Origin of the sequence: Flaviflexus huanghaiensis, assembly GCF_014118685.1 — a bacterium.
Taxonomy (GTDB): domain Bacteria; phylum Actinomycetota; class Actinomycetes; order Actinomycetales; family Actinomycetaceae; genus Flaviflexus; species Flaviflexus huanghaiensis.
This window is the reverse complement of the sequence record NZ_JACFAK010000001.1, coordinates 273,329-299,757: the sequence shown is the minus strand read 5'-3', so window position 1 is coordinate 299,757 and position 26,429 is coordinate 273,329. Positions and strand designations below refer to the sequence as shown.

Sequence of the window (26,429 nt, the reverse complement as noted above, 5' to 3'; positions counted from 1 at the left end):
GACCACATGTGGTCACCCGATGTTCTTGGTCCCGGTTTCCAGTCCGTCACGCTGCCGTTGCTCGATGATGATGAGGGACCCGTCGTCACGACGATCGTTCGACACGTGCCCGCGGAAGATCCCTTAGCACGATCATCGACGCCGACCGCGCCGACATTCGTCATGCTAGCGATTCACGGGTGGAACGACTACTTCTACCAGGTGGAGCTGGCTCGTGTTATTTCGGCGGCGGGCGGTGCGTTTTATGCCATCGACCTGCGCAAGTATGGTCGTTCGCAACGAGACCACCAGTCCCCCGGTTTCATCACGTCCCTCTCGGATTACGACGAGGATATCCACGCCGCCCTCGGCATCATTCATGAAGCGCACGGCTGGAACATGCCACTCGTCCTTTACGGGCATTCCACCGGCGGGCTGACCGCCGCGCTGTGGGCCGACCGCCACCCGGGCGCCCTCTCCGGACTTCTTCTCAATGCGCCGTGGCTCGAGTTCCAGGGGGCGACGCTTGTGCGACAACTCGGCACACCGTTGTTCGACTCGCTCGCGAAGATCTCTCCCGATGTGATTCTGCCCCTGCCCGACACCGGCTTCTACCACCGACTCCTCACGGGGTGGCGCGACGAGGGCGAACTATTCGAGGACGTCGGCGACCCGTTCGTGACGGGATGGACATTCAACCATCAGTGGCGGCGTTCCCCATCGACCCCGGTCCGGGCCGGCTGGCTCAGCGCAATCCTTCAAGGCCACAGCCTCGTCTCCAAGGGCCTCGACATCTCCTGCCCGACATTCGTCATCACGTCGAACCAGACGATCTTCTCAGACAAGTGGTCGCCGGAGATGAGGGGAGCGGATACGGTGCTTGACGTTGATCAGATCTGGCGGCGAGTTCCCTACCTCGGCCGAGTCACGACTCTCGTCCGACTTGAGGGAGCCATCCACGACGTCACTCTGTCCCGCGCATCGGTGCGGACGAGAGCCTTCGGGGAGATGAGGAGATGGCTGCGGACGTATGTGCAGTCGCCCCGATCAGGAGCGTAGCTCCCCAAGCCTGCGCCCCTCGTGCGTACGCCAGTTCTTCCACCCGTCCATCTGACGCCCGGCGACAGCGCTTGCCGCCTCTGTTGGATCCGTGAAGCGCTCGCCGTTCTGGAGAACGATCTCACCCGACGCATCGAGAACAGCAGAGGCATTGACACGGCGGCGCAAAGACCTGAATGTCAGCCGCTGTTCACCGTGCCGAGCAACGATCTTTTGAAGCTCTGTCTCCCGCGTGGGCCATGCGACCGAGCCGAGGTCATCGCTGGCCTCGACCGTGCTGCCGTCAGCGCTGAAGCCAACTGAACGGAAGGAGAACTCCTCACTCGAGGCGTGAGCGCTCCGATGCCGAGAAGGGGGACGGCCAAGAGACTCGGCAAAGATCGCATCCTCGCTGAGGATCGTCCGACCGCCCGCAACATCGCCCTCGGCCTCTGGACCAGGATCACTCTCGCCTGTGTCCGGGCTACCGACAGCATCAGACTGCGTCTGGGTAGGTGACGGAACGCCCTGCGAATCGTTCGCCTTATCCTCAGGCTCGTCGGCGGCTGCTGCTACGAGATCGGTTGCAGAATCTGTCTCAGCCGAGGAGTCCGCCTCGTCGGCGAGGGTTCCTTCACTCGCCTGCCGCGGCATTGGCGCAGAGTCGGTATCACCGCTAAACGGCTGACGTGCTGGGATAGCGGTATCGGCAGGCTCTATCTCTTCCGCCGTTGTGGCCGACACTCGACTGACGAAGACCACACCATCAGCCGCCTGCTCCGCGGCCTCGGCCGGGTCGGAAGGAGTGCCACCTGATCCTGGGGAGGGCAAGGCTGGTGATTGACTGCTGTCGGCGGTCCCAGTGCTGTCCGAGCTGGGCGCTGTCAGCTCACCGCGACGGACGGCACGGCCAATGGCGAGGAAGGATGCCTCGTGCGGGCGGACTTGCTCGAGAGAGACAAGGACGCCGGTGCGTGAATCGTGAAGGTCGATTCGGTGGACTTCGATGCTCGCTCCGACGAGCGTGTCGAGCGCGGCCCGCACCTCGTCCTCAACCCTGACCGCAAGGAGGATAAGACGAGGATGGTCTTCAAGGCCCGTTGGGCACGCGTCGAGGAACTCCTGCCAGTCTTTCCGGAATGCCGCCACACCACGGGGGTACAGGCCGGACAGTGCGGCGCTCGGAATCTCCTCGTGTCGAGAGGCTCTCGCCAGGGAGGCCATAAGCACACAGGTGTCGAGATTCTCGACGACATCAATGGTCACGGTTCTGCTCGAGGGGTCGAGTGCAACGAGCGATGTGTGGCGACCGGGGCCTCTGCTCGTCTCCGTCAGCCAGGCGACGGGAAAGACCGGCCGATAGATAAGCTCGACCACTTGGTCGCGCACCGCCATGAGAGTCTCGCGGACAACCTCGTCATTGTGAGAGAGAGAAGATCGGACTGGACTCAGCCGACCGTTATCCAGCGAGAAGACGGGCATATGTCACCTTTTCTTAGACTGAGAACGTTCACGAAGGACTCTATCCAGGGTACATCAGCTTCGCTTTGTCTCAGAGGAGAGCAGTGACGCGAGGTGCACCCCATCCCGGCCCGCGAGGCTCTCCGCCTGCGTGCGGCAGGAGAACCCGTCGGCGAGGAAGACGGCGTCAGGATTCTCGCGGAGGGCCGGCAAGAGGGCATTCTCCGCGACTTGGCGGGAGATCTCGGCGTGGCCCTTCTCCATCCCAAAGTTCCCAGCCATACCGCAGCAGCCCGAGAGCTCGACGACGTTCGCACCGGTGCGCGAGAGCAATTCAGCATCCGTGCGCCAGCCCATGACCGAGTAGTGGTGGCAATGAGGTTGGGCGACAACGGTTGTGCCAGTGAGGTCGGGAAGCATGAGCTTGTCGGGGCCGAGCGGGGCCGGGGCGAGAAGGAGCTCAGCGAGCGTGTACGTGTTCTCTGCGACGATGTGGCTACGCGGGTCGTCCGCCAGAAGCTCCGGAAGATCATCGCGCAGGACTGCCGTGCACGAAGGCTCCACTCCAACGATTGGAATGCCATTCTTAGCGAAAGGTGCGAGCTCGGCGAGTAGCTCAGTCAGTTGCGCGCGAGCACCATCAAGCTGCCCGGTCGTAATCCACGTTAGGCCGCAGCACACGGGCTTCTTCGGGACGAGGACCGTATAGCCTGCGGACTCGAGAACACTCACCATATTCTTGGCGCCGCCGGTGTCGAGAGTTTCGGAGAACGAATCGGCCCACAGCATGACGTACTTCGCGTGTTCGCTCTCCGCCGCACTCGGTAGACCTGCCTTCTTCGCCCACCGGGAAAAACGCTCGGTGGCGAGTGCTGGCATGGTCCGGTCCGGGTCGACTCCCGCGACAGTGAAGACGGTTTTTCTGATCGGGGCGACCCGCATGACTCGATTCGCGATCGCGGCGACCGGCGGCAGGAGCGTCGCAAGGGTGGTCCAGCGTGGGAGCATCCCAAGGAGATAATGAAGCTTGGGTCGGATCTTCCCCTTGTGCGCACGGTAAAGAACCTCGGACTTGTAGCGCGCGACGTCGACACCGCTCGGGCAGTCCCGCGAGCACGCTTTACAGGCGAGACAGAGGTCGAGGGATTCGAAGACCTCTTCCGAACCCCAGTCGGCGATGAGGCGACCGTTCGCGACTTCTTCGAGGATACGGGCGCGACCGCGAGTCACGTCTTTCTCATCCTTCGTTGCCTGGTACGAGGGACACATGAAACCGCCCGGGATATCGGCGCGGCAGGCGCCGACACCGGTGCACCGGTGGACGGCCGTCGTGAAATCCCCACCATCCTCCGAGTATGCGAAGCCGCCGCCCTTCACACCGCCGCCGACAATTGGACGCGCATAGGGTCTGCGCAGATTCGCATCGAGCGGATCGGGGTCGACGATGATACCCGGATTGAGGATCTTGCCCGGGTCGAACAGATTCTTCACCTGCGCGAAGAGTGTCATCATGTCCGGGCTGTACATCCGCTCAAGTAGCTCGGAGCGTGCCCGGCCGTCGCCGTGCTCTCCCGACAGAGAGCCGCCGTAAGAGACAACGAGGTCCGCCGCGTCTTCGAGGAACGCTCGGGTCTTCGGAACCCCGGTCGGGTCGGACAGTGGCATATCGATACGGACGTGGACACAACCGTCGCCAAAGTGGCCATAGAGAATTCCGTCGACATCATGCCGGTCCATGACTGCCGTCATGTCCCTCAGGTATTCCCCGAGCCTTTCCGGAGGCACCGCGGAGTCCTCCCACCCGGGCCATGCCTCGCGGCCGCGTGGCGAGCGCCCACCGAGACCAGCCCCGTCGGCACGGATCTTCCACAGGGCCTGGGCTTGCGGTCCCTGCGGAGCGATCATGTAGGAGTCCGTCCCGGCAACGGCGATGATCGACTGGATCCGGTCAGTCACGACATCGGCGGACTCACCCTGAAAGGCGCCGACTTCAACCATGAGCCATCCCCCACCATCCGGCAGGGCAGGCACTCCGCCGCGGGCGCGCTCAACGACGTCGACGAGACGCCGATCGAGTCCCTCGACCGCGTGGGGCTTGAGCGGAAGAATGTGTGGGACGGCGTCAGCCGCCCGAATCATGTCCTCATAGCCGAGAACAAGCAGAGTCGCGCCCGAGGTCACCGGGACAAGGGAGACTTCTGCTTCGAGAACCGTCGCAAGCGTGCCTTCACTGCCGACAAGCATCGTGGCAAGGTCACGGCCGTGCTCGGGAAGCAGATGCTCGAGCGAGTAGCCTGACACCTGCCGGGAGAATCGGCCCGAGTGGGTGCGGATCAGGGCGAGGTTGGCGTCGATGAGCTCATGAAGACCGGGGACTAGCGTGCCCTTCCTCGCTGTGTACTGCCGACCCAGACCGTCTATGACATCCAGACTGACAACGTTCTCGGACGTCTTGCCCCACGCGACAGCATGTGGGCCGCACGCATTGTTGCCGATCATGCCGCCGATCGTGGCCCGGTTCGACGTCGACGGATCCGGACCGAACCGCAGCCCGTACCGGGCGGCCTCCTGTTGGAGTGTCGTGAGGATCGTGCCCGGCTGGACCCGTGCAGTGCGCGCTTCGGGGTCGATCGAGATGACCTGATCGAGGTGGCGCGACAGGTCGAGGACGAGACCGGTGCCGATGGAGTTTCCAGCGACTGACGTTCCGCCGCCCCGGATCGTCAGCGGCATGCCCTCGTCGCGGGCGAAGGTCTGGGCTGCAACGATGTCCTCTGTCGAGCGAGGGAATGCAACGATCTGGGGAACGACACGATAGTTCGACGCATCAGTCGAGTACTCGGCGCGGCGTCGCGTCCCGCTCTCTACCTCCCCCTCGAGAAGCCCCGAAAGCCTGTCTACCGCTGTCATGATCGTCGTCATGGCCTAAGTGTGTCACAGGAGAATTTGCGTCAACCGGGCTCTACATCCTGCGGACACTCATGAGCGGGCACCCTCGACACCCGACGGGCACCGACGCCTCCTCATCGAGGGCCGCGCAGGTGCCGCCACCGCAATCGTCGACTGCTAAGCCAAGCCGCTCGCGGTGGTCGATGGCGATACGAACAAGTTCGGGATCGACCATGGCCGTGCGGGCAATCGACTCGACCGTGCCGCCCCTCGTGAGCGAACTCAGGACCCGTGATCTCACAGCAGTGCCCCAATCTGGAAAACGGCAACGGCTAGTAGCCACGCGAGGACGAGCTGGCCGATGAACGCGCCTGCCGTCATCTTCCACCCAAGGAGCCGGCGCTGCTCAGCAATCGTCGCGACGCACGGAGTATAAGCGAGGATGAAAGCGAGGAAGGCGAGGGCAGCTGCGCCGCCGTGGCCGCCCGACGTCCGATCGAAATCGGCCCGCATGCGAGCTCCGAGATCAGAACCTTCGGCATCCTCATAGGAGTTCTCGGCGGGCTCGTCGACTTGGTAGGACTGGGACAGCGCCGCAACGACAGTTTCTTTCGCAACGAAACCGGTCATGAGAGCGGCTGAGGCGTGCCAATCATCGAATCCTGCTGGAGCGAAGACCGGTGCGACGGTCTCGGCGATCTCCGCGTAGAGCGAGTCCGTCACTGGGACGTCGCCGATCTCGTGTTCGCCCGAGACGGGGATGGCCATGAGACCCCACATAAGAGTGAGCATGACGACGATGGTGACGCCAGCCCCCTTGAGGAAGGCATATGCGCGGCGCGCGGCCGAGGTCGCCACCGTAAGGACCCGCGGCTTCTGGTAGGCCGGTAGAACGAGCAGGAGAGGGTCCTCGACCGACTCGTCTTTGAAGATGACTTTGAGTAGCAGACCGCCGGCGATGACGAGAAGGACGGAGCCGAGATACATGCCGAACACGACCGTGCCAGCATGATTGGGGAAGAAGGTGGCGGCAATGAGGATATAGACCGTCAGCCGTGCCGCACAGGATGTGAGCGGGATGAGCAGGGCCGTCACGGTACGGTGCGCGGAGTTTGGGAGGCCCTTCGTCGCCGCGAGCGCTGGCACGTTGCAACCGAACCCGACGATAAGGGGAAGAACGGCACGGCCGTCCAGTCCAATCGCCCTCATCAGCCGATCAGCGAGCAACGCGGCGCGAGCTAGATAGCCGGAATCTTCGAGCAGGGCGAGTGCGAAGAACATGATGAACATGAGAGGGACGAACGAAAGAACAACGCCCATGCCCGCGAGCACGCCGTCGAGGAGGAGGGATTCGACCCACGTTCCTCCGAGACCGACCGCGCCCATCAGCCCATTGGCAACACTGGTCACCGGTCCACCGACAAAGCCCTCAGTCCATTCCATAATGGGGGCGACAACGCTCGTCGTTAGCTCAAACAGTGTCCAGAGCACGCCAAGGAGGACTGCGATGCCGGCGATCGGATGAAGAAGAATTCGATCCGCCCGGTCAGAGAACGTCGTCTCGACCCGAGGGCGCTCCCCTCCGACCCGCGAGGAGACAACCTCCACCCAGGTGAAGACGTCATCAGCATCAGCCAGAATCTCGGCAAGTGTCGCGGCGTCCGAGGGTGGTGTGGTCGACAGCTCGCAGCACTCTCCCCCTTCCACGCACGTGCACGCCTTTGCATCGGGGCCGATGATGCGGGGCTTGACCTGAAGGCCCGTCCGAATAGCGTCCGTCAGCTCGTCGAGACCTTCGCCGTTTCGCGGATTGATCTCGACGACGGGAACACCGAGAATCGCCGACATTGTCTTCGCGTCGACCTCAGCATTTTCGCCTCGGGCGACGTCGACCATCGATAGCGCGACGACAACAGGGTGGCCAGCCTTGGACAGCTGGCCAAGCAGGTAAAGCGAGCGGGAGAGGGCAGCAGCATCGAGCACAGCAACGACAAGATCCGGCGAATACTCGGCTACACCACCGGTAAGGAGGTCAGTCACAAACTTTTCGTCGGCAGAGCGTGCGAGAAGCGAATAGGTTCCTGGTGAGTCGATGACGGTCACGCTCGACCCATCAATGCTCCAACCTCCGGTCGACAGCTCGACCGTCGTTCCCGGAGCGTTGCGAACCTCTTGCTTCGCCCGTGTCAGCCGATTGAAAAGGGTCGACTTGCCGACGTTCGGGTTGCCGACGAGAAGGACGGTGGGGCTATCGACGATCGTCGCCGTGCGTGAATCCCCCGGCTGGCAGTGTGGGCAACTCATGACAGCGCCCTCGGCATCGGGACCCCATCGAGAGGCTCGACCAAAATACGAGAGGCACTGGCGCGATCGAGCGCAAGTCGAGTACCCGCCACATCAACGACTGTTCCTCCGAACAGTGTGCGCTGGGTGATGCGGACGACGGCACCGGGGCGCAACCCCAACTCACGTGCGCGGAGGTGGCAGGTCTCAATGCCTAACGAGACGACGCGCGCCTGTTTGCGTATTGGCCAGGAGCAAAGTTTCATACCCACATATTAGGTATGGCTAACCAAACATTGCAGGACTTTAGTCTGGATTTTCCTGTGACGAAATACCTTCGTCGGACATCTTTTGCATGCTGCTCAAGCGGACTCGCGATCGAAGAGCTTCCGGTCCCATGTCAGACATGAAAAGGCGGGCAGGATTTCTCCCGCCCGCCCCGTCAAACGAAAGGTCAGTCCTCTTCGTAGGAGCACATAGCGTCGACCTTCGCCTTGGAGGGCGATGACTCGTCGAACTCGTAGTTGAGGAACTCCTTGGCGAGCCTGCGAGCAAGCTCCTTGCCGATGACGCGCTCGCCCATGCAAAGCACCTGCGCGTTGTTCGACAGAACGAGACGCTCGACAGAGTAGGAGTCGTGCGCGGTCGAGGCACGAATGCCCTTGACCTTGTTCGCGGACATGGCCACACCCATGCCGGTACCGCAGATGAAGATGCCGCGGTCAGCCTTACCGTCGGCAATCATGCGCGCGGCATTGACTGCAACGTGCGGGTAGTCGACGTCCTCGCCCTGCTTGACGCCGGCGTCGATGACTTCGTCGACGCGGGGATCCGCCTCGAGATCAGCCTTGATCGCATCCTTGTAATTCACACCGGCGATGTCACCGGCGACAACAACTCGAAAACCCATGCTCTCTTCCTTTCAATTGTGAAGCTCAAGGAGGAAACCGACAGTGCCGATCTCCTCACGGCAAGCGTTCGTGTCCTCTGCACCCAGAAAACGGATTGCTATAGACAAGTCTAGTCCCTTCGCCCCCGGAGCGGTCCAGCAGTTCAGCAGACAGCTCAGCGACCGACATGTGGCGGCTGAGTGGGACGGTTGGGCGACAGGGCCCGGCGCTCCCCGGAATGTGGGCGGGTTGCGAAGGCGGAAGGGCGGCTCTTCCGAGCCGCCCTCCTCACGTCGTCAGTTTGTTACGCGGTGGCGTCAGCCTCGTTGGAGACTGCGGCGCGGCCAGCTTCAAGCCGCGCGACAGGGACGCGGAACGGAGAGCACGAGACATAGTCCAGTCCAACCTCATGGAAGAAGTGGATGGACTGCGGGTCGCCCCCGTGCTCGCCACAGACGCCGACCTTGATACTCGGCTTGACGGCGCGAGCACTCTTCATGCCGATTTCGACGAGCTTACCGACACCACGCACGTCGATTGACTCGAACGGCGAGACGCCGAAGACGCCGAGGTCGAAGTACTCGTTGAAGAACTCGGCCTCAACATCGTCGCGAGAGAAGCCCCACGCCGTCTGCGTCAGGTCGTTCGTTCCGAACGAGAAGAAGTCCGACTCCTCGGTGAGAGAATCCGCTGTGATCGCCGCACGGGGCAGCTCGATCATGGCACCAATCTCAATGTCGAGCGTGACGCCGCGCGACTTCTCAACCTCGGCGATGATCTCCTCCGCGTCGCCGCGGATGATCTGGAGCTCACGGACGGAGCCGACGAGCGGCACCATGATCTCCGGCTTCGGATCGCCGCCCTGTTCGATGAGATCGGCAGCAGCTTCGGCAATCGCGGCAATCTGCATGGCGAAGAGACCGCGGATCTTCAGACCGAGGCGAACGCCGCGCAAGCCGAGCATCGGGTTCTGCTCGTGCGTCTCACGAACTGCCTTGAAGAGCTTGCGCTCCTCGTCGGTGATGTCCTCGCCGAGCGCCTCCTTGACAGCCAACTTGACCGAGAGGTCCCGAAGGTCGGGGAGGAACTCGTGCAGGGGTGGATCGACGAGCCTGATGGTCGTCGGTAGGCCGTCCATCGCCTTGAGAATCTCGACGAAGTCACCCTTCTGGAGCGGGCCGAGAACATCGAATGCCCGCTGCTGCTCCTCTTCGTTCTCGGCGAGGATGACCTGCTCGATGAACTTGCGGCGGTCGCCGAGGAACATGTGCTCGGTGCGGCACAGGCCGATACCGGTTGCGCCAAACTTCCGGGCGCGAATGACATCCTCGGGAGCTTCAGCGTTCGCACGAACCGTAAGACGGGCGCGGCTGTCAGCGTGCCTGAGCAATAGGTCAACCGAGGCGACGAGGTCCTTCGTCGGTTCGTCCTGCGCGGCCGCGAGGCCAGCGTCCAGGCCCTCTTCGATGTAGATCGAGACTGGTGAGGGAACGACGGGAACGTCGCCCTTGTACACATGGCCAGACGTTCCATCGATGGCGATGATGTCACCGGCCTTGAGGTTAATGTCCGAGCCGCGGATCGTCACCGTCTGGGCAGCCTCATCGACATAGAGCTCTTCGGCACCGACGACGCAGCAACGGCCCATGCCGCGGGCGACGACGGCGGCATGCGAGGTCTTACCACCACGTGCGGTGAGGATGCCACTCGCGACGACCATGCCTTCGAGGTCATCCGGGTTGGTCTCGCGACGAACGAGGATAACGTCCGCGCCGGCGTTCGTACGCTCGACGGCCTGTGCGTTATTGAAGACAACCTCGCCCACGGCAGCGCCGGGCGATGCGGCCATACCCTTCGTCAGCGTGATCTTGTCAGCGTCCTCGTCAAACTGCGGGAACAGGAGCTGGGTGAGCTGCTCGCCATTGACGCGGCCGATAGCCTCGTCGCGGGTGATAAGGCGCTCATCGACGAGCTGGCGAGCGATACGGAAGGCAGCGGATGCGGTGCGCTTACCAACGCGGGTCTGCAGCAGCCAGAGCTTGCCCTCTTCGACCGTGAATTCAATGTCACACATGTCGCGGTAGTGCGTCTCGAGGACTCGAAGGTTCTCCATGAGCTCGTCATAGGATTTCCTGTCAAGTTCGGCAAGCGCGTCAAGCGGGAGGGTGTTGCGAATACCGGCGACGACATCCTCACCCTGGGCGTTGACGAGATAGTCGCCGTACACGCCCGTGTGGCCGGTGGAGGGGTCGCGCGTGAAGCACACGCCCGTACCGGACTTCTCACCCATGTTGCCGAATACCATCGCCTGAACGTTGACGGCGGTGCCGAGGTCGTGGGGGATGCGCTCGCGGCGGCGGTAAATCTTCGCGCGGTCCGTGTTCCACGAACGGAAGACAGCTTCGATTGCTGCATCCATCTGCTCGCGCGGATCCTGCGGGAACGATGCGCCCGTCTCGCGCTCAACGATCGCCTTGTAGTCGGCGACAATCTCCTTGAGCGCCTCGACATCGAGGTCGGTGTCGAGGTGGATGTTGCGCTTCTCCTTTGCCGCCTCCAACGCGTCGGAGAAGAACTCGCCCTCGATGTCCTGGACGGTTTTGCCGAACATCTGGATGAGGCGACGGTAGGAATCCCATGCGAAGCGAGCGTTACCCGACTTAGCTGCAAGACCTTCGACGGTCTCGTCGTTAAGGCCGATATTGAGCACAGTCTCCATCATGCCCGGCATCGAGAACTTGGCTCCCGAGCGCACGGACAGGAGAAGCGGGTTCTTCGCGTCGCCGAGCCGCTTGCCCATCTCGGATTCCATCTGTCGCAGTGCCGTTGTCACCTGCACTTCGAGCGTCTCGGGCGCCTCGCCCTTGGCGAGGTATGCGCGGCACGCCTCAGTCGTGATTGTGAAACCAGCAGGAACCGGGATTCCCAGCTTCATCATCTCGGCAAGATTGGCGCCCTTGCCGCCGAGAAGATCCTTCTGGTCCTTATCACCTTCGGTGAAAGCAAAGACATATGTCGTCATCAGTATCCTCCATTGGACCTGTCCGTATTGTGTATTACGCCACGAATTACCGTAGCACTAAGGTCCCACTCCGGCCGAGACTTTGGTCCTCAAACCGAGTGTCGCGGCGTGTCTGAGCAATCGTGACACCGGCTATAGGCGGAGTCTAAAGTGAAGCCATACATTTCAGAGAGGTTGTCGCATGTTCTCGTTCCTGTCCTATTCATGGTGGCTCCCCTTCCTCAGCGGAATTGTGGCTGTTCTCTTCGGCATCCTCGCGATCGTTATGCCCGGGGCAACTATTTCTGTCCTTCTCATGCTCTTTGCTGTGTTTCTCATCGCTCAGGGGATTGGTCTTCTGTGGAGCGGGTTCAAGACATCAGGGCCCGGCTCGATCGCGCTTCTCGCAACCGGAATCGTTCTCATCGTTCTCGGCATCTGGACAATCGTCGCCACTGAGTCGGCAGCGGAACTTCTCGTCACCCTCATGGGTGTCTGGGCACTCGCGATTGGCATCGCCACCGCCATCGGAGGCATCGGCCTGCGCGGACGCTCCGAGCAGTGGATCCTCCCCCTCATCGGCGGCATCGTCATGTCACTCGCAGGCCTGCTCGTCATCATCAAACCGTGGACTGGGGTCGCCGCGATCGCCATCACCATCGGCGTGGGTTCCATCCTCTGGGGCGCACTGCTCGCTGTGAGCGGCTGGTACCTCCGCTCGATGCTTCCCCGGGACCGCTGACGCACAACAAGACACACGAGAAGTGGAGGTCGGCATGCCGGCCTCCACTTCTTGTCGATTCTTAGGTTACTGCTGCTGGGCTGTTCCGAGGGCAGTGTCATCGAGAGCGTCGACCGCCTCGTTGATTTGCTCCTCGAACTTCTCCTCCGATGCGACGCCCGTGAAGGTCAGCGACATCGGGATATTGTCCTCGTCGACGTCAACATGGACGGTGTCGCCGTCCTTGAGGTCGCCGAAGAGGATCTTCTCGGACAAGGCATCCTCGATCTCCCGCTGGATGGCGCGGCGGAGCGGGCGAGCACCGAGAACCGGGTCGTATCCACGTTCCGCGAGTAGCTCTTTGGCTCGTTGCGACAGCTCGATCTTCATGCCCTGATCGGCGAGACGTCCAGCCAGCTGCGCAATCATGAGGTCGACAATCTTGAGGACCTCGTCGCGAGACAGCTGGGGAAAGACGATGATCTCGTCGACGCGGTTGAGGAACTCTGGGCGGAAGTGTTGCTTCAGCTCATCGTTCACCTTCGACTTCATCCGGTCGTACGAGGCAACCGTGTCACCAGAAATCTGGAAACCGGTGTTCTGCGCGCGAGCGATATCCTTCGTTCCAAGGTTCGTCGTCATAATGATAACGGTGTTCTTGAAGTCGACGACTCGGCCCTGAGAGTCAGTCAGACGACCCTCTTCCAGGATCTGCAGGAGTGAGTTGAACAGGTCCTGGTGTGCCTTCTCGATCTCGTCAAACAGGATGACAGAGAACGGGCGGCGGCGAACCTTTTCGGTGAGCTGGCCACCATCCTCGTATCCGACGTAGCCGGGAGGCGCACCGAACAAACGAGAGACCGTGTGCTTCTCTGCGTACTCCGACATGTCGAGGGTAATGAGGGCTTCCTCATCACCGAAGAGGAACTCAGCCAGTGCCTTTGCAAGCTCCGTCTTGCCGACGCCGGTGGGTCCGGCAAAGATGAACGAACCTCCGGGGCGCTTGGGGTCCTTGAGTCCCGCGCGCGTGCGGCGGATCGCCTGGGACAATGAGTGCACAGCATCGTCCTGGCCGATGATCCTCTTGTGAAGCTCGTCCTCCATGCGGAGCAGCTTGGCCGACTCTGCCTCGGTGAGCTTGAAGACGGGAATGCCGGTCGCCATCGCGAGAACGTCACTAACAAGCTCGCCGTCGACAACGGACACCTGGTCCATGTCACCCGACCGCCACGCCTTCTCCTTCTCCGCACGCTCCTCCGCAAGCCTTTGCTCGCTATCGCGCAGAGCAGCCGCCTTCTCGAAGTCCTGCCCATCGATGGCGGATTCCTTTTGCTTACGGACCTGGGCGATCTTCTCGTCCAGTTCCCGAAGCTCCGGGGGCGCTGTCATCTTGCGAATCGCGAGCCGGGCTCCCGCCTCGTCGATGAGATCGATCGCCTTGTCCGGCAGAAACCGGTCATTGACGTAACGATCAGACAGTGACGCGGCCTGCTCAATCGCGTCATCCGTAATTGTCACGCGGTGGAACGCCTCGTATCGGTCGCGGAGTCCGCGGAGAATGTCGATGGTCTGCTCGACCGTGGGCTGGTCAACCTGGATCGGCTGGAAGCGCCGTTCGAGGGCCGCATCTTTTTCAATGTGCTTGCGGTACTCGTCAAGAGTCGTTGCTCCGATGATCTGCAGTTCGCCGCGCGCCATCATCGGCTTGAGCAGAGAGGCCGCGTCGAGCGCGCCCTCCGCCGCACCGGCGCCGACCATCGTGTGGACCTCGTCGATGAAGAGGATGATGTCGCCGCGCGTGTTGACCTCTTTGAGGATCTTCTTCAGCCTCTCCTCGAAGTCACCGCGGTAGCGGGAACCTGCGACGAGCGATCCCATGTCGAGGGCGTACAGCTGCTTGTCGCGTAGCGTCTCAGGAACATCGCCGGAGGCGATGGACTGAGCAAGGCCTTCGACGACGGCGGTCTTGCCGACGCCAGGCTCGCCGATGAGAACGGGGTTGTTCTTCGTGCGGCGGGAGAGGACCTGCATGACCCGCTCCGTCTCGATATTCCTCCCGATAACCGGGTCGAGCTTGCGTTCCCGTGCCGCCTGGGTGAGGTTCCGACCGAACTGGTCAAGCACGGTCGAGCCAGCCTTCTGGCCCTCGCGGGGACCGGTGCCGACGCCGACGGCTTCCTTGCCCTGGTAACCGCTCATGAGCTGATTGACCTGCTGGCGAACACGCGGGAGGTCAGCACCGAGCTTGACGAGCACCTTGGCCGCAACCCCGTCCTGCTCGCGGAGCAGACCGAGGAGCAGGTGCTCCGTGCCGATGTACGAATGTCCGAGCTGCAGACCCTCGCGCAGAGCGTACTCGAGAACCTTCTTCGCTCGCGGCGTGAAAGGGATGTGGCCGGAGGGAGCTTCGTTCCCCTCTCCGATGATGTCGATGACCTGGACGCGCACATCGTCCAACGAGATGTCGAGGGCCTCGAGGGCCTTCGCTGCCACACCCTCACCCTCGCGGATGAGGCCGAGCAGAATGTGCTCCGTTCCCAGGTACTTATGCTTGAGGTTCCGAGCCTCGTCCTGAGCTAGCACGATCACGCGCCGCGCACGGTCGGTGAACCGTTCGAACATTGCGCCTCCTTATAAGTAGCTTCGTCAACTCTAACGAACCTGGGAAGCGCCTCATGCCTATGTTCGCCAGAGGCGTTAGGCCAGTCTTAACACTCCCACCACAGCGTGAACGGCCCGTCGTTGATGCTCTCAACCGCCATCATTGTTCCGAACTTTCCGGTCTTGACCGGCAAGCCGTGAACTGTCCGCAGACGGTCCGCGACCGCCTCGTAGATCGGCTCGGCCTCATCACCCGGAGCAGCCGCCAACCACGAGGGCCGGCGCCCCTTCCGGAAATCTCCGTAGAGGGTGAACTGAGATACGACGAGGACTTCACCACCGATTTCGGTCACGCTTAACTCGGGCTCTCCATCAAAGACCCTGAGGTCAGCAATTTTGCGGGCAGTCAGCTCGATCTCGCGCTGACCATCCGATGCCGTGACCCCAAGGAGGACGAGCAGGCCCTGACCAATCCGCGACACAACCTCACCGTCAACGGTGACGCTCGCGCTCGAGACACGGGATATGACGGCGCGCACTACCAGGAGCCCCCGGTGCGGCCCCCACCCCGGCGTGGAACCTCGTCCAGCTTCGGCTTGATCGAACCGAGGTAATAGACGACGAGTATGAAGAACCCGAGCGAAATGAAGAAGTATCCCGGAAACCGGAAGGGCAGGAGTCCGCCGCGAACGAGGAGCCCGAGCAGGAGAACGGCCACCCACTTCCACTTGCTCATTGTGCCCGCCCAGTCAAAGGCGGCCTGCTGCCTCGTCGCTGCGTCAATCACAGCCCATAGGAACAGGGCCATGATGAAGAGATTGAAGAGCGCGCCGATCATGATGGGAGCCTGCGGATCTTCGGACGATCGTACGACAGCTCTGTTCGACCATCGGGATTGACAATGACCTCCGCGAGGGCGGGGATACCGTCGACTGTCAGTGCGGTGTCGACCGGCGTGTTCCTTTTGAGTAGCCCAAGGGCGACGGGGCCATGATCCATGTCCCGCGCTGCGCTTGTGACGGTTCCGACGACTTTCTCCCCCATGAGAATCTCGGTCCCGTGAGCGGGTAAACGTTCCTCAGACCCGTCGAGCTGGAGAAGCACGGCACGGCGCGGTGGCCGTCCCAGATTGACGGTTCGGGCGATCGCTTCCTGGCCCCGATAGCACCCCTTCTCGAGGTGGACGGCGGTGCGTAGCCAGTCCCACTCGTGGGGCAGCGACTTCTCGTCAGCATCGAGAGCGGGGCGAGGGCGCAGATCGACGATGCGCTGAGCCTCCCAAGCGAGCATTCCCGCCATCGTGCCTTCCCACTCCTCAATGGCGTCAGCGAGATCGTCCTTGGCGAGTACAGCGATAAAGCGCTCCCTGCCCTTGGCTGGGTGATCGCTCGTTGGCGGGCCGTAGGCGACCGATTTGGGTGCGACGTGTGGCCACGGGTCGCGCCACGTGAGGATTGCCCGCGGCACGGCCGCAGTGCCGTAACCGCCGAGAAGAGCGAGATCGTCTCGCAGAGTGATCTCCACCCTCATCATGAACTTCATCTTCTGCAGGAAGGAGAGGAGCTCCTCGCCGCTCCCCACATCGGTCAGGAGGTAGAGTGTCTCTCCGTCATCTTGGACATAGGCGGCGACGTGGATACGACCTTCGACGGTCAGAAGGATGAGTTCGGTCGACTCGCCCGGTTGGAGATCGGTCAGATGTTGGGTCGTGAGGCTGTGCACCCACGTGAGTCTGTCCGGCCCACTCACGGTGACGACCTCCATGTGGGATAGGTCAACGAGTGCGGTGCCTGCGAGGAGTGCTCGCTGCTCACGGGCTGGCGAGCCATAGTGGGCGGGAACCGTCGCGTCAATTCCATCGCCAGGAACAGCGCCCGGAAGATTCAGTGTGCTCATCATCATTCCTTCACTCGTGAGAGGCGGCCAGCAGCGTAGGACTGCATCTCCTCACCGAAGGCGGCCATGTCGTACGCGAACAGCAAGTCCGAGTCGACCATTCCCACCTGAAGTTGGCTGGCGTTGACGTGCGCTCCGGTTGCGGAGCGGACCATCGCATCCGATACCAGGCTCATCCGGGGAGCCTTGACGACGCCGACGTAGAGAGCAACCCTCCCGTCCGGAGTGGCGATCATCGCCTCAACGTCGCCCTCCTTCTCGGGCGACTGGCGCACGTAGCCGGTAGCGACCTGCCACAGTCTGTCCTCAGTAAGTTGCGCGACGCCCTGAGCGCCGGGCAGTTCCTTGTCGATGTCGTCAGGATTTTCTTTCGCGAGGTGCCACGTGGACTCCACCGAGAGGTAGGGGCCACCGTTGTTGGAGATCTCGAGCTCGCAGATGATGGCGGCGTCATCGATCCCCGGGTAGCCGAGCATGCCGTAGCCGCGCCACCGCCCAACGAGCCATGCCATCGGATAGGTCTCTGGCGCCAGTCCCTCTGGAATCTCAAACATGGCTCCAGCCTAGCGAACGGAGACACCAGCAGACGATATGGCGATCGTGACAGCGCAACATTTTGGGGACCCGCGCTACGCGCCGACGACTATCCCCCGGTTGCACCGCACGTGAACCTTGACAGATGGCGAAAACGTTAGGAGATGACGATCGCGAGACTGTAGGCAACGACGGCAGCCGCGCACAGCGGCACCATGGCGAGAGCCGCACCCGGCCGGCGCCTCGTCGCTGGCGGTAGCCGACGAAGAATCGAGTCGAACATTGCGAGGATCGCTCCAGCCGCGAGACCGGCAATGGCGGCCGAGTACCAGGCGATGTCCGAGAACAGCATGAAGAGCAGTCCCCCGAGGAAACCACCCGTCATGTAAACGACGTGTCGGAGGCTCCGGAGTGAGTGAGGAATGAGGAGCTCAAGAAAGATCGCGACAGCCACGGCCGTGAGAACCGCCCGTGCGGACGTCAACCCATCATCGAGTGCGAGCGTCCTCGTCCAGAGCGCACCCATGAGGGCCAGCATGGAGCCGGACACGGTGCCAGAAATCTGCTCGAGCAGGCGGGGCCGCCCATCCCGTCTCGCCATCTCGGCCACGAATCCAATGACGACCGTGAAACCCGCGAGGAAAACAAGTTCACGGACACCGAGGAAGTACGCGACGACGTTGGCCACAATGCTGACGGAAACGATGACTCGGCGCGCTGTGCCAGGGTTCGGCAGCTCGACGAGGAACGCCCACCCCATCGCGAGGATGACGCCGCCGACGATGCCGGCGGCTGCCGTTGCGAGGGGACCGAGATAGACCGCGCCGAGGAGGACGGCGGTGCCGACAAGGCTGACAAGCGCCCGGGCCCTGGAGCTCATCTTCATCTCGATACCTGTTGCCACATGTCGATCTTGCCATGAGCATCGGCCTGCTGTGGATTCACCACCCATCGGACAGCGCAATCAACTGAAAGAAATTGCAGATTAGTCGCGCAACCAATGCACACAAGAGGGTTTAAACGCGTGACGTGGCGCACAGGTTGACGCGCGAAGGGAATGCGACAACAATATGAGTACGGCATCGGATCGCGAAAGCCCCGGGCTCCAACTATTGCCGCTACGAGCGGCCTACGCGCCGACAGGCGCTATCCGGTTCGGTGTCGCTACAGTCAGCGTCGGCATTGCCGGCGCTGACTTGTTTCATCGACGAAGTAGCCCTGCCATTGACGAGTTATAGGCCAAAAAGTGTGTCTGGGTTGGGCGTGTCTAGCGTAGTTCTGTCCAGTCCAGGGCGGTGTCGTATTGGCGGGGCTGGCTGTGCTGGTGTGCTGGGTTGGCGCGGATGGCGGCGTGGTGGTTGTGGTAGCGCGCGGCGGTGGTGGCTGGGTCGTCGGGGTCTTCGGTGCGGTAGTAGAGGTACCAGTCGGTCAGGGCGCGTTGGTGGGTTGGTGGCATGCCGCGGTGTTTGGCGAGCAGTGCTTTGAGGGGTGAGTTGATTCCACCCTCGAGCCGGTTTGTGGTGCGCGGTATTGTGCCGGTCACTGGGTCGAGTTCTGGGTTGAGGTGGGTGAAGAGATCACCGGCCCGTGCCCGTGTGGTCAGCACTGCGAATGCTCGTCGGGAGCGCAGGTGGGTGTAGTCCGTTGTGGGGTGGCCGTATCTGTCCTTGCTGATGGTTCGTTCGTTGAGGGTGGGCTTGTGGTGGGCGTGGACGCGTGCGAGTTCTTTGTGCCAGGCGATGGCTTCGTCGCGGGTGGTGACGTTCATGAGGGCTCTGGTCAGAGACAGGGCGTCTTTGGAGGGCCCGAAGACGGGCCGGAACGTGGTCTGTCGTTTGACGTTGAGGAAGATGTGAAACAGGCAGCGTTGGATGTGTGTGGTGGGCCAGCTGGTGCGCAGGGCTTTGGCGATGCCTGAGCCGCCGTCGATGACGACGATGCGTGGTGGGGGCAGGGTATCCATCAGTACCTGCCAGGGGTGGGCGTTCTCTTGGGTGGCCCAGTGCCAGGTGATGACATGGGTGGGGCTAGAAGCGATGAGGCAGACCATGTTCCCGATCCATGTCCCGTCGAGAATGAGGACGTCATGGACTTCTCCGGTGGGGATCGGGCGCGGCTGGATCTGCCACAGGTGTGCGATCCTGCGTCGGAATGTGCGCGGTGAGATCCCGACCGTTGCCGGGTCGAAGCCTTCGAGGAGCCAGGATACGAACCAGCGCAGTACGTGTCGGTCGGTCAGTGCTGGCTTGGTCAGGGTCGTGGAGCTGCCGCAGCGGGTGCACCGGAACCGTTGGGCACCTGCTGTGGTGTAGCCATTCTTCTTCAGTGAAGCAGAGCAGATATCACACGTACGCCGGTAGGTGGGAGAAGGCATGGATTTAATACTCTAGAAATATTAAATGTCAGACCTTCTCCCATGCCCTCAACGATAAACCAGGATCCAAGACACACTTTCTGACCTATAGCTCCCATTGACGGCTTATCGGACATTTCGTTTCCCTAAATTTCTGGTTTTCGTTGCATTGGCGCGATTTGTGGCGCGCGCACGCAGTCTGGCATGAATTTTTGGCCGGACATGTCGTGTTGCTGGCGGGCCGTGTTTAGCGCGGCATCACGTGGAAAAGCCGGTGCCAGGGATCGGCCATCCTCCCAGATCTATCATCCGGCGATGGTTCGGTACGGGACAGCCACTTAAGGCCATCGGCGATACAGATATGAGGCCTGGTCGGCGATGGACACTCGCGCGGCGGGCCACGGCATCTCGGTTCACCCTCGTCGCTACTCCAACCGGAAGCCGGGCTGCACCATGTCGTAGACGGCTGGCGCCCCGGTCAAGAGTGCGCAAAATAGGTCTACAACCCAGTGAGCACGGTCAGAGACCGGTTTCGTGCCGATAGGATCATCCTCGGGGACGACGAAGAAGGGCCGACAACCCCGACCATGGGTTCGCCTCACTACCGCGGAAGCAGATACGCGCTCTTCGGGAGGGTGTGCACCGATGAGGAGATCGGTAGTGACGGTCATCAGATCCCACCAAGGCGGAGGTTGTCCGCGCGTTGCCCGGACGAGATGGCGAACGTGAGAGAATCAATTCGCACGATTCGAAGGAGTTTGCATGTCGATTGATCGGGTGACGGCCGCCCTCGATGCCATCCTTGGGCGCATCTACACGGGCGAGTTCCCCGTCGGCGAGGCCCTGCCACCGGAGGTGGATCTGGCAGCTCTGCTCGATGTGTCGAGGCCAACGATGAGGGAGGCAGTCCGAGCGCTGTCCACCCGCGGTGTCCTTCGTGTCGAACATGGTCGCGGCACCTTCGTCAACCCCGTGCCGACATGGACGGACCTGCCGACAATGATCGAGGCCCTTAACCGGACCGAGTCCCCGCGACAGATCGGCCTTCAGCTCATCGAGCTCCGACGCATGATCGAGGTCGGAGCTTGCGGGCTTGCGGCACGCAACCGGTCCGATGAGGACGTCACGGAGCTGTCCCGACTCCTGGCGGCCTACACCCAGGCAGAGGAAGCCGGGGACATCGACGCCGTCGCCCGTAACGACCTCGCCTTCCACAGCACGATCCTCAAAGCATCGACCAACCCGTTCCTGCCCGCCATCCTCCTACCTCTCCAAGAGGCCCTGTCGGCATCCCGCAGGCGGACGAGCTCGGACCCCCGGATCCGCGAACGGGCGACGTACCATCACCACGCGATCCTCGACGCGATCAGGGATCGCGATGAGGCGCGGGCGAAGGATGCGATGAGGGCCCACATGACGCAAACACGGGACGATATCGCAGCGCACCTGTCTGATACACGCCCCTGAGATCTAATCCTCGAGGAGCGCCATGGCATTGACCTGCCCGGAGTCGACTCCCTTGATGCGAAGCGGGCCAAGAGTGACGAGCTTAATCTTCTTGTCCCCTATCGCCTTCATACTCATATCCTCAATACCAACAATGACGTGGTCGGAGTAGTTGCCAAGCAACCACCGGTGGGCTTCGGGACCGTGGTCGTTCGTTGGCGCGGCGATCGACATCCAGTCCATACCGATGCAGTCAAGGTCCGGGAACTCCTCGCACAACCATTTCGAGAGGCCCGAATGGATGCTCACGCCATGGTTCTGGTACATGTGCGGGTCGGATTCGCGTTTCTCCTCAAAGCCTGTGCGGAGCAGGAGGAGGCGCTTACCTCGCATCTCCTCGGCGTAAGGTTGAAGATCCTCCACCGTGACGATTTCGTCGGGTCCATTGCGGTGTGGGAGGTCGACAACGAGGACATCCTCCCCGAGGAATGCGAACTTTTCCATCGGTAGCTCGTCGAACGGAACGCCGCTCGTATTGAAGTGCCGCGGGCCGTCCATGTGCGTTCCAAAGTGGTTGGGAAGGCTGATGAGGTGCGAGTTGAAGGGCTTGCCGGTCTCCGAGAGGTGCGTATCCTGCTCGATGCTGATGACGGGCTCCCCGGCCACGCAACGTCTTTCGGGTCAAGGACATGGGAAAGATGTACGAACATCGTTGTTCTCCTTCTGTAACGGTGGTAACACGCCACCTCAGACCTCAGAGCACTGCAATAGAGCATTGTCGCGTACGTGAGTAGGTACGATCGTCACTTTCGGAGCAGATGGGCGAATGTGAAAAGCGCGTTGCGACGTCCCGGCCAGAGCCGGACGAGCCCTACCAGAGCGCACGTCATGCTGATACGTTCCGGCGGAACGCGTGTTTCATCATCGATCAGCCAAAGCGCCCGGACACGTAGTCTTCAGTATCTTTCTTGGCAGGATTCGAAAAGATCTTCTCAGTCGTGTCGTACTCGATGAGGTGGCCGGGCTTGCCGGTGCCCTCGATATTGAAAAAGCCCGTCATCGACGAGACACGTGCAGCCTGCTGCATGTTGTGCGTGACGATGACGATTGTGTAGTCCTTCTCGAGTTCACGGATGAGGTCCTCGATCGCGAGAGTCGAGATCGGGTCCAACGCGGAGCACGGCTCGTCCATGAGAAGAACCTCGGGCTTAACCGCGATGGCACGAGCAATGCAGAGGCGTTGTTGCTGGCCGCCCGAGAGGGACGATCCGGGACGGTTGAGTCGGTCCTTAACCTCTTCCCAGAGGTTCGCTCCCCGAAGAGACGACTCAACAAGGTCGTCAGCGTCCGACTTCTTGATCTTTCGTGAGTTGAGCCTGGCGCCTGCCAAGACATTATCCGCGATCGACATGGTCGGGAATGGGTTCGCCCGCTGGAACACCATTCCGACCGATGCGCGAACATCGACCGGGTCGACGTCGGGGGCGTAGATGTTTCTGCCATCAATAATGGCATCGCCCTCCACCCGTGCGCCCGGGATAACTTCGTGCATGCGGTTGAGCGACCGGAGGAAGGTCGACTTCCCACACCCGGAGGGTCCGATGAGGGCGGTCGTTGAGCGGGGTGCGATGTGCATCGTCACGTCCTCCACGGCGAGAAAGTCGCCGTAGAAAATATTGAGGTGCGAAACGTCAATGCCTTCGTTCACTGGAGTAGTCCTTTGTGAGTCTGCTTATTTCTCGCCCTTGGGCGCGAACGCCTTGGCGATGAAGCGGGCTAGGAGGTTGAGAAGAAGAACGAGGAGGATGAGGGTGAGGGCGCCCGACCACGCAAGCTCTCGTGTCTGCTGATTCGACCACGACGCGTAGACATAGGTCGGTAGCGTCTCCATGTAGCCGGTGAACATGTTCCAGTTGAACACGTTCGTTGTGCCGGTCGTGATGAGGAGCGGCGCAGTTTCGCCGATGATGCGCGCGACGGCAATGACCACACCGGAGACGATACCGGGCAGGGCAGTGCGGAGCACAACCTTGACGATCGTGCGGGACTTTGTCACGCCAAGCGCATACGACGCCTCGCGCAGCTCATTGGGGACGATGCGAAGCATCTCCTCCGTGTTGCGCACGACGATCGGCGTCATGAGAACGACGAGTGCGACCGAGCCCATGAAGCCCGTCTTCATCTGCAAAGCAACCGATGGTCCGACGAAGTATTCAGCGATTCGTGGGATCATCGCGGCTGCGAACAAGCCGGCGACGATCGAGGGAATGCCGGTCATGATGTCGACAAGGAGGGTAACCGTGCGGGCCAGCGGGCCGCTACCGTATTCGACGAGGTAGACCGCGGTCATGATGCCAAGCGGAACAGCGATGAGGGCCGTCGTGCCCGTGATAAGGAGCGTGCCGAGGAGGGCATGGCCCGCGCCCGTTGCGTGATCCGCAAGGGTGAGCCCGTCACGGTCGTTCGTGAGGAATTCCCACGTCAAGTGGCTGTACCCGTTCGACACCACCATCCAAATGAGGGAAATAAGCGGAGTGACCGCAAGGAGGAAGGCGGTCACGATGAGACCTGCGACGAGCCTGTCCGTCGCATATCGGCGGCCCTCGACGACGAAGGCGATAGACGTCGAGATGATGAGATAGAAGACGACTGTCACGACGACAATGGCGATCGGAGTGATGCCCTCCGAGCCCCGGAAGTGCAGCAGTGCGGCCGCGAGGACGAACGAAACAAGCACGGATGCGGGTGTGAACCACCGTGGGAGACGCTTGCCGTGCGCGGACGGCTTGAGGGTGGGCGCGTCCTGTTGTTGCGGTTGCTCCGCCATGATGCTCATGCGTTTGCCCCCGAGAATTCCTTGCGACGGTTGACGATAGCTCGTGCGATGACGTTGACGACGAAAGTGAGGACGAACAGGAGCAAACCGAGCGCGACGAGGAATGGTTGCTCGAGCGACGGGTTCTCCGGCGTGCCTGCGCTCGCCTCGGGCCAGCGCAGCGCGATCTGGGAGGCGATCGTCGAATGCTGGCCGACCGAGAAGATTTTGAAGTTGATCTCGAGGCCAGCCGACAGGACCATGAGGATTGCCATCGTCTCGCCTAGGGCTCTGCCAAGGCCAAGCATTGAAGCGGACACGATGCCCGACCTGCTCATGGGCAGAACCGTCATGCGGATCATCTCCCAACGCGTCGCACCCAGTGCCATGGCGGCTTCCTCCTGGAGGCGCGGTGTCTGAATGAACACCTCGCGGCACAGGGCGGTGATGATCGGTAGCACCATGATCGCGAGTACGACCGCCCCCATCGCCAAATTTCGAGCTGGACCAGCCGACATCGTCACGATGTCAGGCGTGATCGGCCACCAGTCCCAGTTTGCAGCTGCGTAGTTGAAGCCGGGCAGGCCGCCAGCCCACATGGCCTCGCCGTTCACCACCTGCTCCTCGCCAGCAAGCCAGACAAAGAAGGGCCGGAACGTGTTCTCGAGCCACACGAAGATATGCCGCAGGATCGGCTCCAGGGTCGCCATGCCCCACATGCCGTAGATGATCGACGGGATCGCTGCGAGCAGGTCGATGATGTAGCCGAGACCCTGCGCGAGCCTGCGGGGTGCGTAATGCGAGATAAAGAGCGCGATGCCGATCGCGAGTGGCACGGCCAACGCCAGGGCGACGACGGACGACAGGACGGTCCCCCACAGCGCTCGAGCTGCGAAGCTCCAGAACGAAATCGGCTCGCCACCGACCCGGGAGAACCCGACGTCCGCCTGAATCTCCTCGGCTGATGCCGTGTACACCTGATAGGACTGGAGAAGAAGGAAGAAAGCCACGGCGCCGAGGAGGACAAAAATGGCAATCCCCGCGCCATACGCGAGGCCCCGGAACGCCCGGTCCTCCCGTGAGCCTGCCGATCTTTTCGGCCTGCTCGTCGAGACTGTTGACACGCGATACTCCTTAAACAGTGCCTTCAGGTGGCCTGGCCTGGGCCAACCCGCCTGTGGGCTCTAGAGGCATCTCAATCGATGACGATGGCATCGATTGCTGGCATGACCTTTGACTTGAGATCCTTTGAGATCGGGGCGTTGCCGCCGCCCGCCATCGCCGCGGCCTGCTGGCCCTCGCTAGAGGCGATGAACGACACATAGCCCTTGACGTTCGCGGCCTCCTGCGCGCTCTCATAAGCCGTGCAGGCAACGAGGTAGGAAATCATGACGACGGGATAGGCTCCTTCAACGGAACCATCGCGCTTGAGGTCGACGGTGAGAATCTTGTCGGTCGCGTTCTCACTCGGCTCGGAGCCGTCGACGATAGCAGCGGCAGCCTCGGGCGAGTAGGCAATGAACTCGCCGTTGACCTCGACGTTTGCGGCTGGCAAGTCACCGATCTGCGATGCGTCGGCGTACGTGATGGCACCCTCAGTTTGAGCGGTGAGGTCGACGACGCCGGAGGTTTTCTGGGCGGACTGCGTGCCGGACATTGGCCATGCGTCTGCCGGTTCGTAGGGCCACGCGTCCTCACCGGCGGCCTCAACGAGGTACTGGGTAAAGTTCTCGGTCGTGCCAGAGTCGTCGGCGCGATTGAACGGGACAACATCAAGATCGGGAAACTCGACACCCTCGTTGTCCGCGGCGATCGCCTCGTCGTTCCAGTTGGTGATCTCGCCCGAGAAGAGCGCGGCGACGTTTTGCGCCGAAAGGTTGAGGTCGTCAATGCCTGGGAGGTTATAGGCAATGGCGATGGGCGAGATGTAGAGGGGAAGCTCGAGAACGTCGGAGCCGCAGCGGTTGGCCGCCGCCTCGAGCTCATCCTCATCGAGCGCCGAATCGGTGCCCGCGAAGGAGACCGCGCCAGCGATGAATTGTTGACGGCCGGTACCCGAACCGGTCGGGTTGTAGTTGACGGTCACTCCGTAATCAGCGGAGAAACGGTCGCGCCACGCCTGCTGTGCATTCGCCATTGAGGAAGCGCCAGAGCCGTTGAGAGAGCCGGAGACGCCGAGCTCGCCGATCGGAGTTGGCATATCGGACGGAACATCGGAATCGGCGAAACCATTGTCGGTGTCAGATCCCGTCGTCTCCTCGGCCGCGCCGGTTGTCCGTGACGTTCCTGTCTCCTCGATCTCGGAATCATCCGAGCAGGCAGCAAGGGCGACACCAAGTGCGACAGCGAGCGCCAACGGCGGAGCCTTTCGGAAGCGGGTGGTGTTCACAGTTCCATCCTTCAGATCGGGTGGGGCGGGACGCCCGTGACCGAGACCAACGCTAGAGGTGGATGGTAAAGCCGGAACCCGTTTAAGGTGAACAGTCGATGAACAGCGCTGTGATTCAGCCCACGAAACGCCG

The 26,429-nt window shown here is 61.9% G+C and carries 22 protein-coding genes; 3 read left to right on the top strand and 19 right to left on the bottom strand.

The features are described 5' to 3' along the window. Nucleotides 1–6: 6 nt before the first annotated feature. Nucleotides 7–1,038: an alpha/beta hydrolase gene (locus H7E91_RS01300; protein ID WP_182353247.1), complete on the top strand. Its 1,032-nt coding sequence runs from the start codon at nt 7–9 to the stop codon at nt 1,036–1,038. On the opposite strand, the gene H7E91_RS01295 is transcribed toward H7E91_RS01300, so the two are convergent. The 7 genes from H7E91_RS01295 to ppdK all read right to left on the bottom strand — a co-directional run bounded on the left by H7E91_RS01295 (nt 1,027) and on the right by ppdK (nt 11,562). After that, nucleotides 1,027–2,499 (bottom strand): hypothetical protein, encoded by a 1,473-nt coding sequence (locus H7E91_RS01295; protein ID WP_182353246.1) that lies wholly within the window; start codon nt 2,497–2,499, stop codon nt 1,027–1,029. The genes H7E91_RS01300 and H7E91_RS01295 overlap by 12 nt on opposite strands. A gap of 54 nt (nt 2,500–2,553) precedes the next feature. Further along, the gene (locus tag H7E91_RS01290) at nt 2,554–5,400 is read right to left on the bottom strand and encodes an FAD-binding and (Fe-S)-binding domain-containing protein (RefSeq protein WP_182353245.1); all 2,847 of its coding nucleotides are present in this window, start codon (nt 5,398–5,400) and stop codon (nt 2,554–2,556) included. 40 nt (nt 5,401–5,440) lie between these two features. After that, a complete protein-coding gene (locus tag H7E91_RS01285; protein ID WP_182353244.1) occupies nt 5,441–5,668 on the bottom strand; it encodes a hypothetical protein in 228 nt (75 codons plus the stop codon). Beyond that, nucleotides 5,665–7,671: a ferrous iron transport protein B gene (gene feoB / locus H7E91_RS01280; RefSeq protein ID WP_182353243.1), complete on the bottom strand. Its 2,007-nt coding sequence runs from the start codon at nt 7,669–7,671 to the stop codon at nt 5,665–5,667. The genes H7E91_RS01285 and feoB overlap by 4 nt, the downstream gene beginning before the upstream one ends. Then, entirely contained in the window at nt 7,668–7,916 is a 249-nt protein-coding gene (locus H7E91_RS01275; RefSeq protein WP_182353242.1) for a FeoA family protein, read from the bottom strand. Before H7E91_RS01275 ends, feoB begins: the two co-directional genes overlap by 4 nt. A 188-nt stretch (nt 7,917–8,104) precedes the next feature. After that, complete coding sequence (locus H7E91_RS01270; RefSeq protein WP_182353241.1) at nt 8,105–8,560, bottom strand: ribose-5-phosphate isomerase; 456 nt, start codon at nt 8,558–8,560, stop codon at nt 8,105–8,107. Between the two features lie 284 nt (nt 8,561–8,844). Then, the gene (gene ppdK / locus H7E91_RS01265; protein ID WP_182353240.1) at nt 8,845–11,562 is read right to left on the bottom strand and encodes a pyruvate, phosphate dikinase; all 2,718 of its coding nucleotides are present in this window, start codon (nt 11,560–11,562) and stop codon (nt 8,845–8,847) included. A 181-nt stretch (nt 11,563–11,743) separates the two neighbouring features. On the opposite strand from ppdK, the gene H7E91_RS01260 reads away from it, so the two are divergent. Continuing rightward, on the top strand, nt 11,744–12,283 hold the full coding sequence (locus H7E91_RS01260; RefSeq protein WP_182353239.1) for an HdeD family acid-resistance protein: 540 nt from the start codon (nt 11,744–11,746) through the stop codon (nt 12,281–12,283). A 66-nt stretch (nt 12,284–12,349) separates the two neighbouring features. Here H7E91_RS01260 and H7E91_RS01255 read toward each other — a convergent pair whose 3' ends face one another. The 7 genes from H7E91_RS01255 to H7E91_RS01225 form a co-directional block, all read right to left on the bottom strand. Continuing rightward, on the bottom strand, nt 12,350–14,884 hold the full coding sequence (locus H7E91_RS01255; protein ID WP_182353238.1) for an ATP-dependent Clp protease ATP-binding subunit: 2,535 nt from the start codon (nt 14,882–14,884) through the stop codon (nt 12,350–12,352). Nucleotides 14,885–14,970: 86 nt separating this feature from the next. Further along, complete coding sequence (gene dtd / locus H7E91_RS01250; protein WP_182353237.1) at nt 14,971–15,402, bottom strand: D-aminoacyl-tRNA deacylase; 432 nt, start codon at nt 15,400–15,402, stop codon at nt 14,971–14,973. Beyond that, nucleotides 15,402–15,701: a DUF2516 family protein gene (locus tag H7E91_RS01245; protein WP_182353236.1), complete on the bottom strand. Its 300-nt coding sequence runs from the start codon at nt 15,699–15,701 to the stop codon at nt 15,402–15,404. The genes dtd and H7E91_RS01245 overlap by 1 nt, the downstream gene beginning before the upstream one ends. Further along, nucleotides 15,698–16,759, bottom strand: a complete 1,062-nt coding sequence (ygfZ, locus tag H7E91_RS01240; RefSeq protein ID WP_182353235.1) for a CAF17-like 4Fe-4S cluster assembly/insertion protein YgfZ — start codon at nt 16,757–16,759, stop codon at nt 15,698–15,700. Before ygfZ ends, H7E91_RS01245 begins: the two co-directional genes overlap by 4 nt. Nucleotides 16,760–16,761: 2 nt before the next feature. Further along, nucleotides 16,762–17,313 carry a heme-binding beta-barrel domain-containing protein gene (locus H7E91_RS01235; RefSeq protein ID WP_182353234.1) on the bottom strand — a complete coding sequence of 184 codons (552 nt, stop codon included), beginning with the start codon at nt 17,311–17,313 and terminating at the stop codon, nt 16,762–16,764. Nucleotides 17,314–17,450: 137 nt separating this feature from the next. Next, the gene (locus H7E91_RS01230; protein ID WP_182353233.1) at nt 17,451–18,197 is read right to left on the bottom strand and encodes a hypothetical protein; all 747 of its coding nucleotides are present in this window, start codon (nt 18,195–18,197) and stop codon (nt 17,451–17,453) included. Between the two features lie 363 nt (nt 18,198–18,560). Continuing rightward, nucleotides 18,561–19,667 (bottom strand): IS1249 family transposase, encoded by a 1,107-nt coding sequence (locus tag H7E91_RS01225; protein ID WP_182353232.1) that lies wholly within the window; start codon nt 19,665–19,667, stop codon nt 18,561–18,563. 741 nt (nt 19,668–20,408) lie between these two features. Here H7E91_RS01225 and H7E91_RS01220 point away from each other — a divergent pair. Then, nucleotides 20,409–21,113, top strand: a complete 705-nt coding sequence (locus tag H7E91_RS01220; protein WP_182353231.1) for a FadR/GntR family transcriptional regulator — start codon at nt 20,409–20,411, stop codon at nt 21,111–21,113. A 3-nt stretch (nt 21,114–21,116) separates the two neighbouring features. Here the strand turns inward: H7E91_RS01220 and H7E91_RS01215 are convergent, their stop codons facing one another. The 5 genes from H7E91_RS01215 to H7E91_RS01195 all read right to left on the bottom strand — a co-directional run bounded on the left by H7E91_RS01215 (nt 21,117) and on the right by H7E91_RS01195 (nt 26,296). Continuing rightward, nucleotides 21,117–21,758 carry a cyclase family protein gene (locus tag H7E91_RS01215; protein WP_338401692.1) on the bottom strand — a complete coding sequence of 214 codons (642 nt, stop codon included), beginning with the start codon at nt 21,756–21,758 and terminating at the stop codon, nt 21,117–21,119. Nucleotides 21,759–22,020: 262 nt separating this feature from the next. Further along, complete coding sequence (pstB, locus tag H7E91_RS01210; protein WP_182353230.1) at nt 22,021–22,800, bottom strand: phosphate ABC transporter ATP-binding protein PstB; 780 nt, start codon at nt 22,798–22,800, stop codon at nt 22,021–22,023. Nucleotides 22,801–22,824: 24 nt separating this feature from the next. Then, nucleotides 22,825–23,928: a phosphate ABC transporter permease PstA gene (pstA, locus tag H7E91_RS01205; RefSeq protein ID WP_241698273.1), complete on the bottom strand. Its 1,104-nt coding sequence runs from the start codon at nt 23,926–23,928 to the stop codon at nt 22,825–22,827. After that, nucleotides 23,925–25,031 carry a PstC family ABC transporter permease gene (locus H7E91_RS01200; protein ID WP_338401691.1) on the bottom strand — a complete coding sequence of 369 codons (1,107 nt, stop codon included), beginning with the start codon at nt 25,029–25,031 and terminating at the stop codon, nt 23,925–23,927. The genes pstA and H7E91_RS01200 overlap by 4 nt, the downstream gene beginning before the upstream one ends. Before the next feature lie 71 nt (nt 25,032–25,102). Then, on the bottom strand, nt 25,103–26,296 hold the full coding sequence (locus H7E91_RS01195) for a substrate-binding domain-containing protein (RefSeq protein WP_182353229.1): 1,194 nt from the start codon (nt 26,294–26,296) through the stop codon (nt 25,103–25,105). Nucleotides 26,297–26,429: the final 133 nt, after the last annotated feature.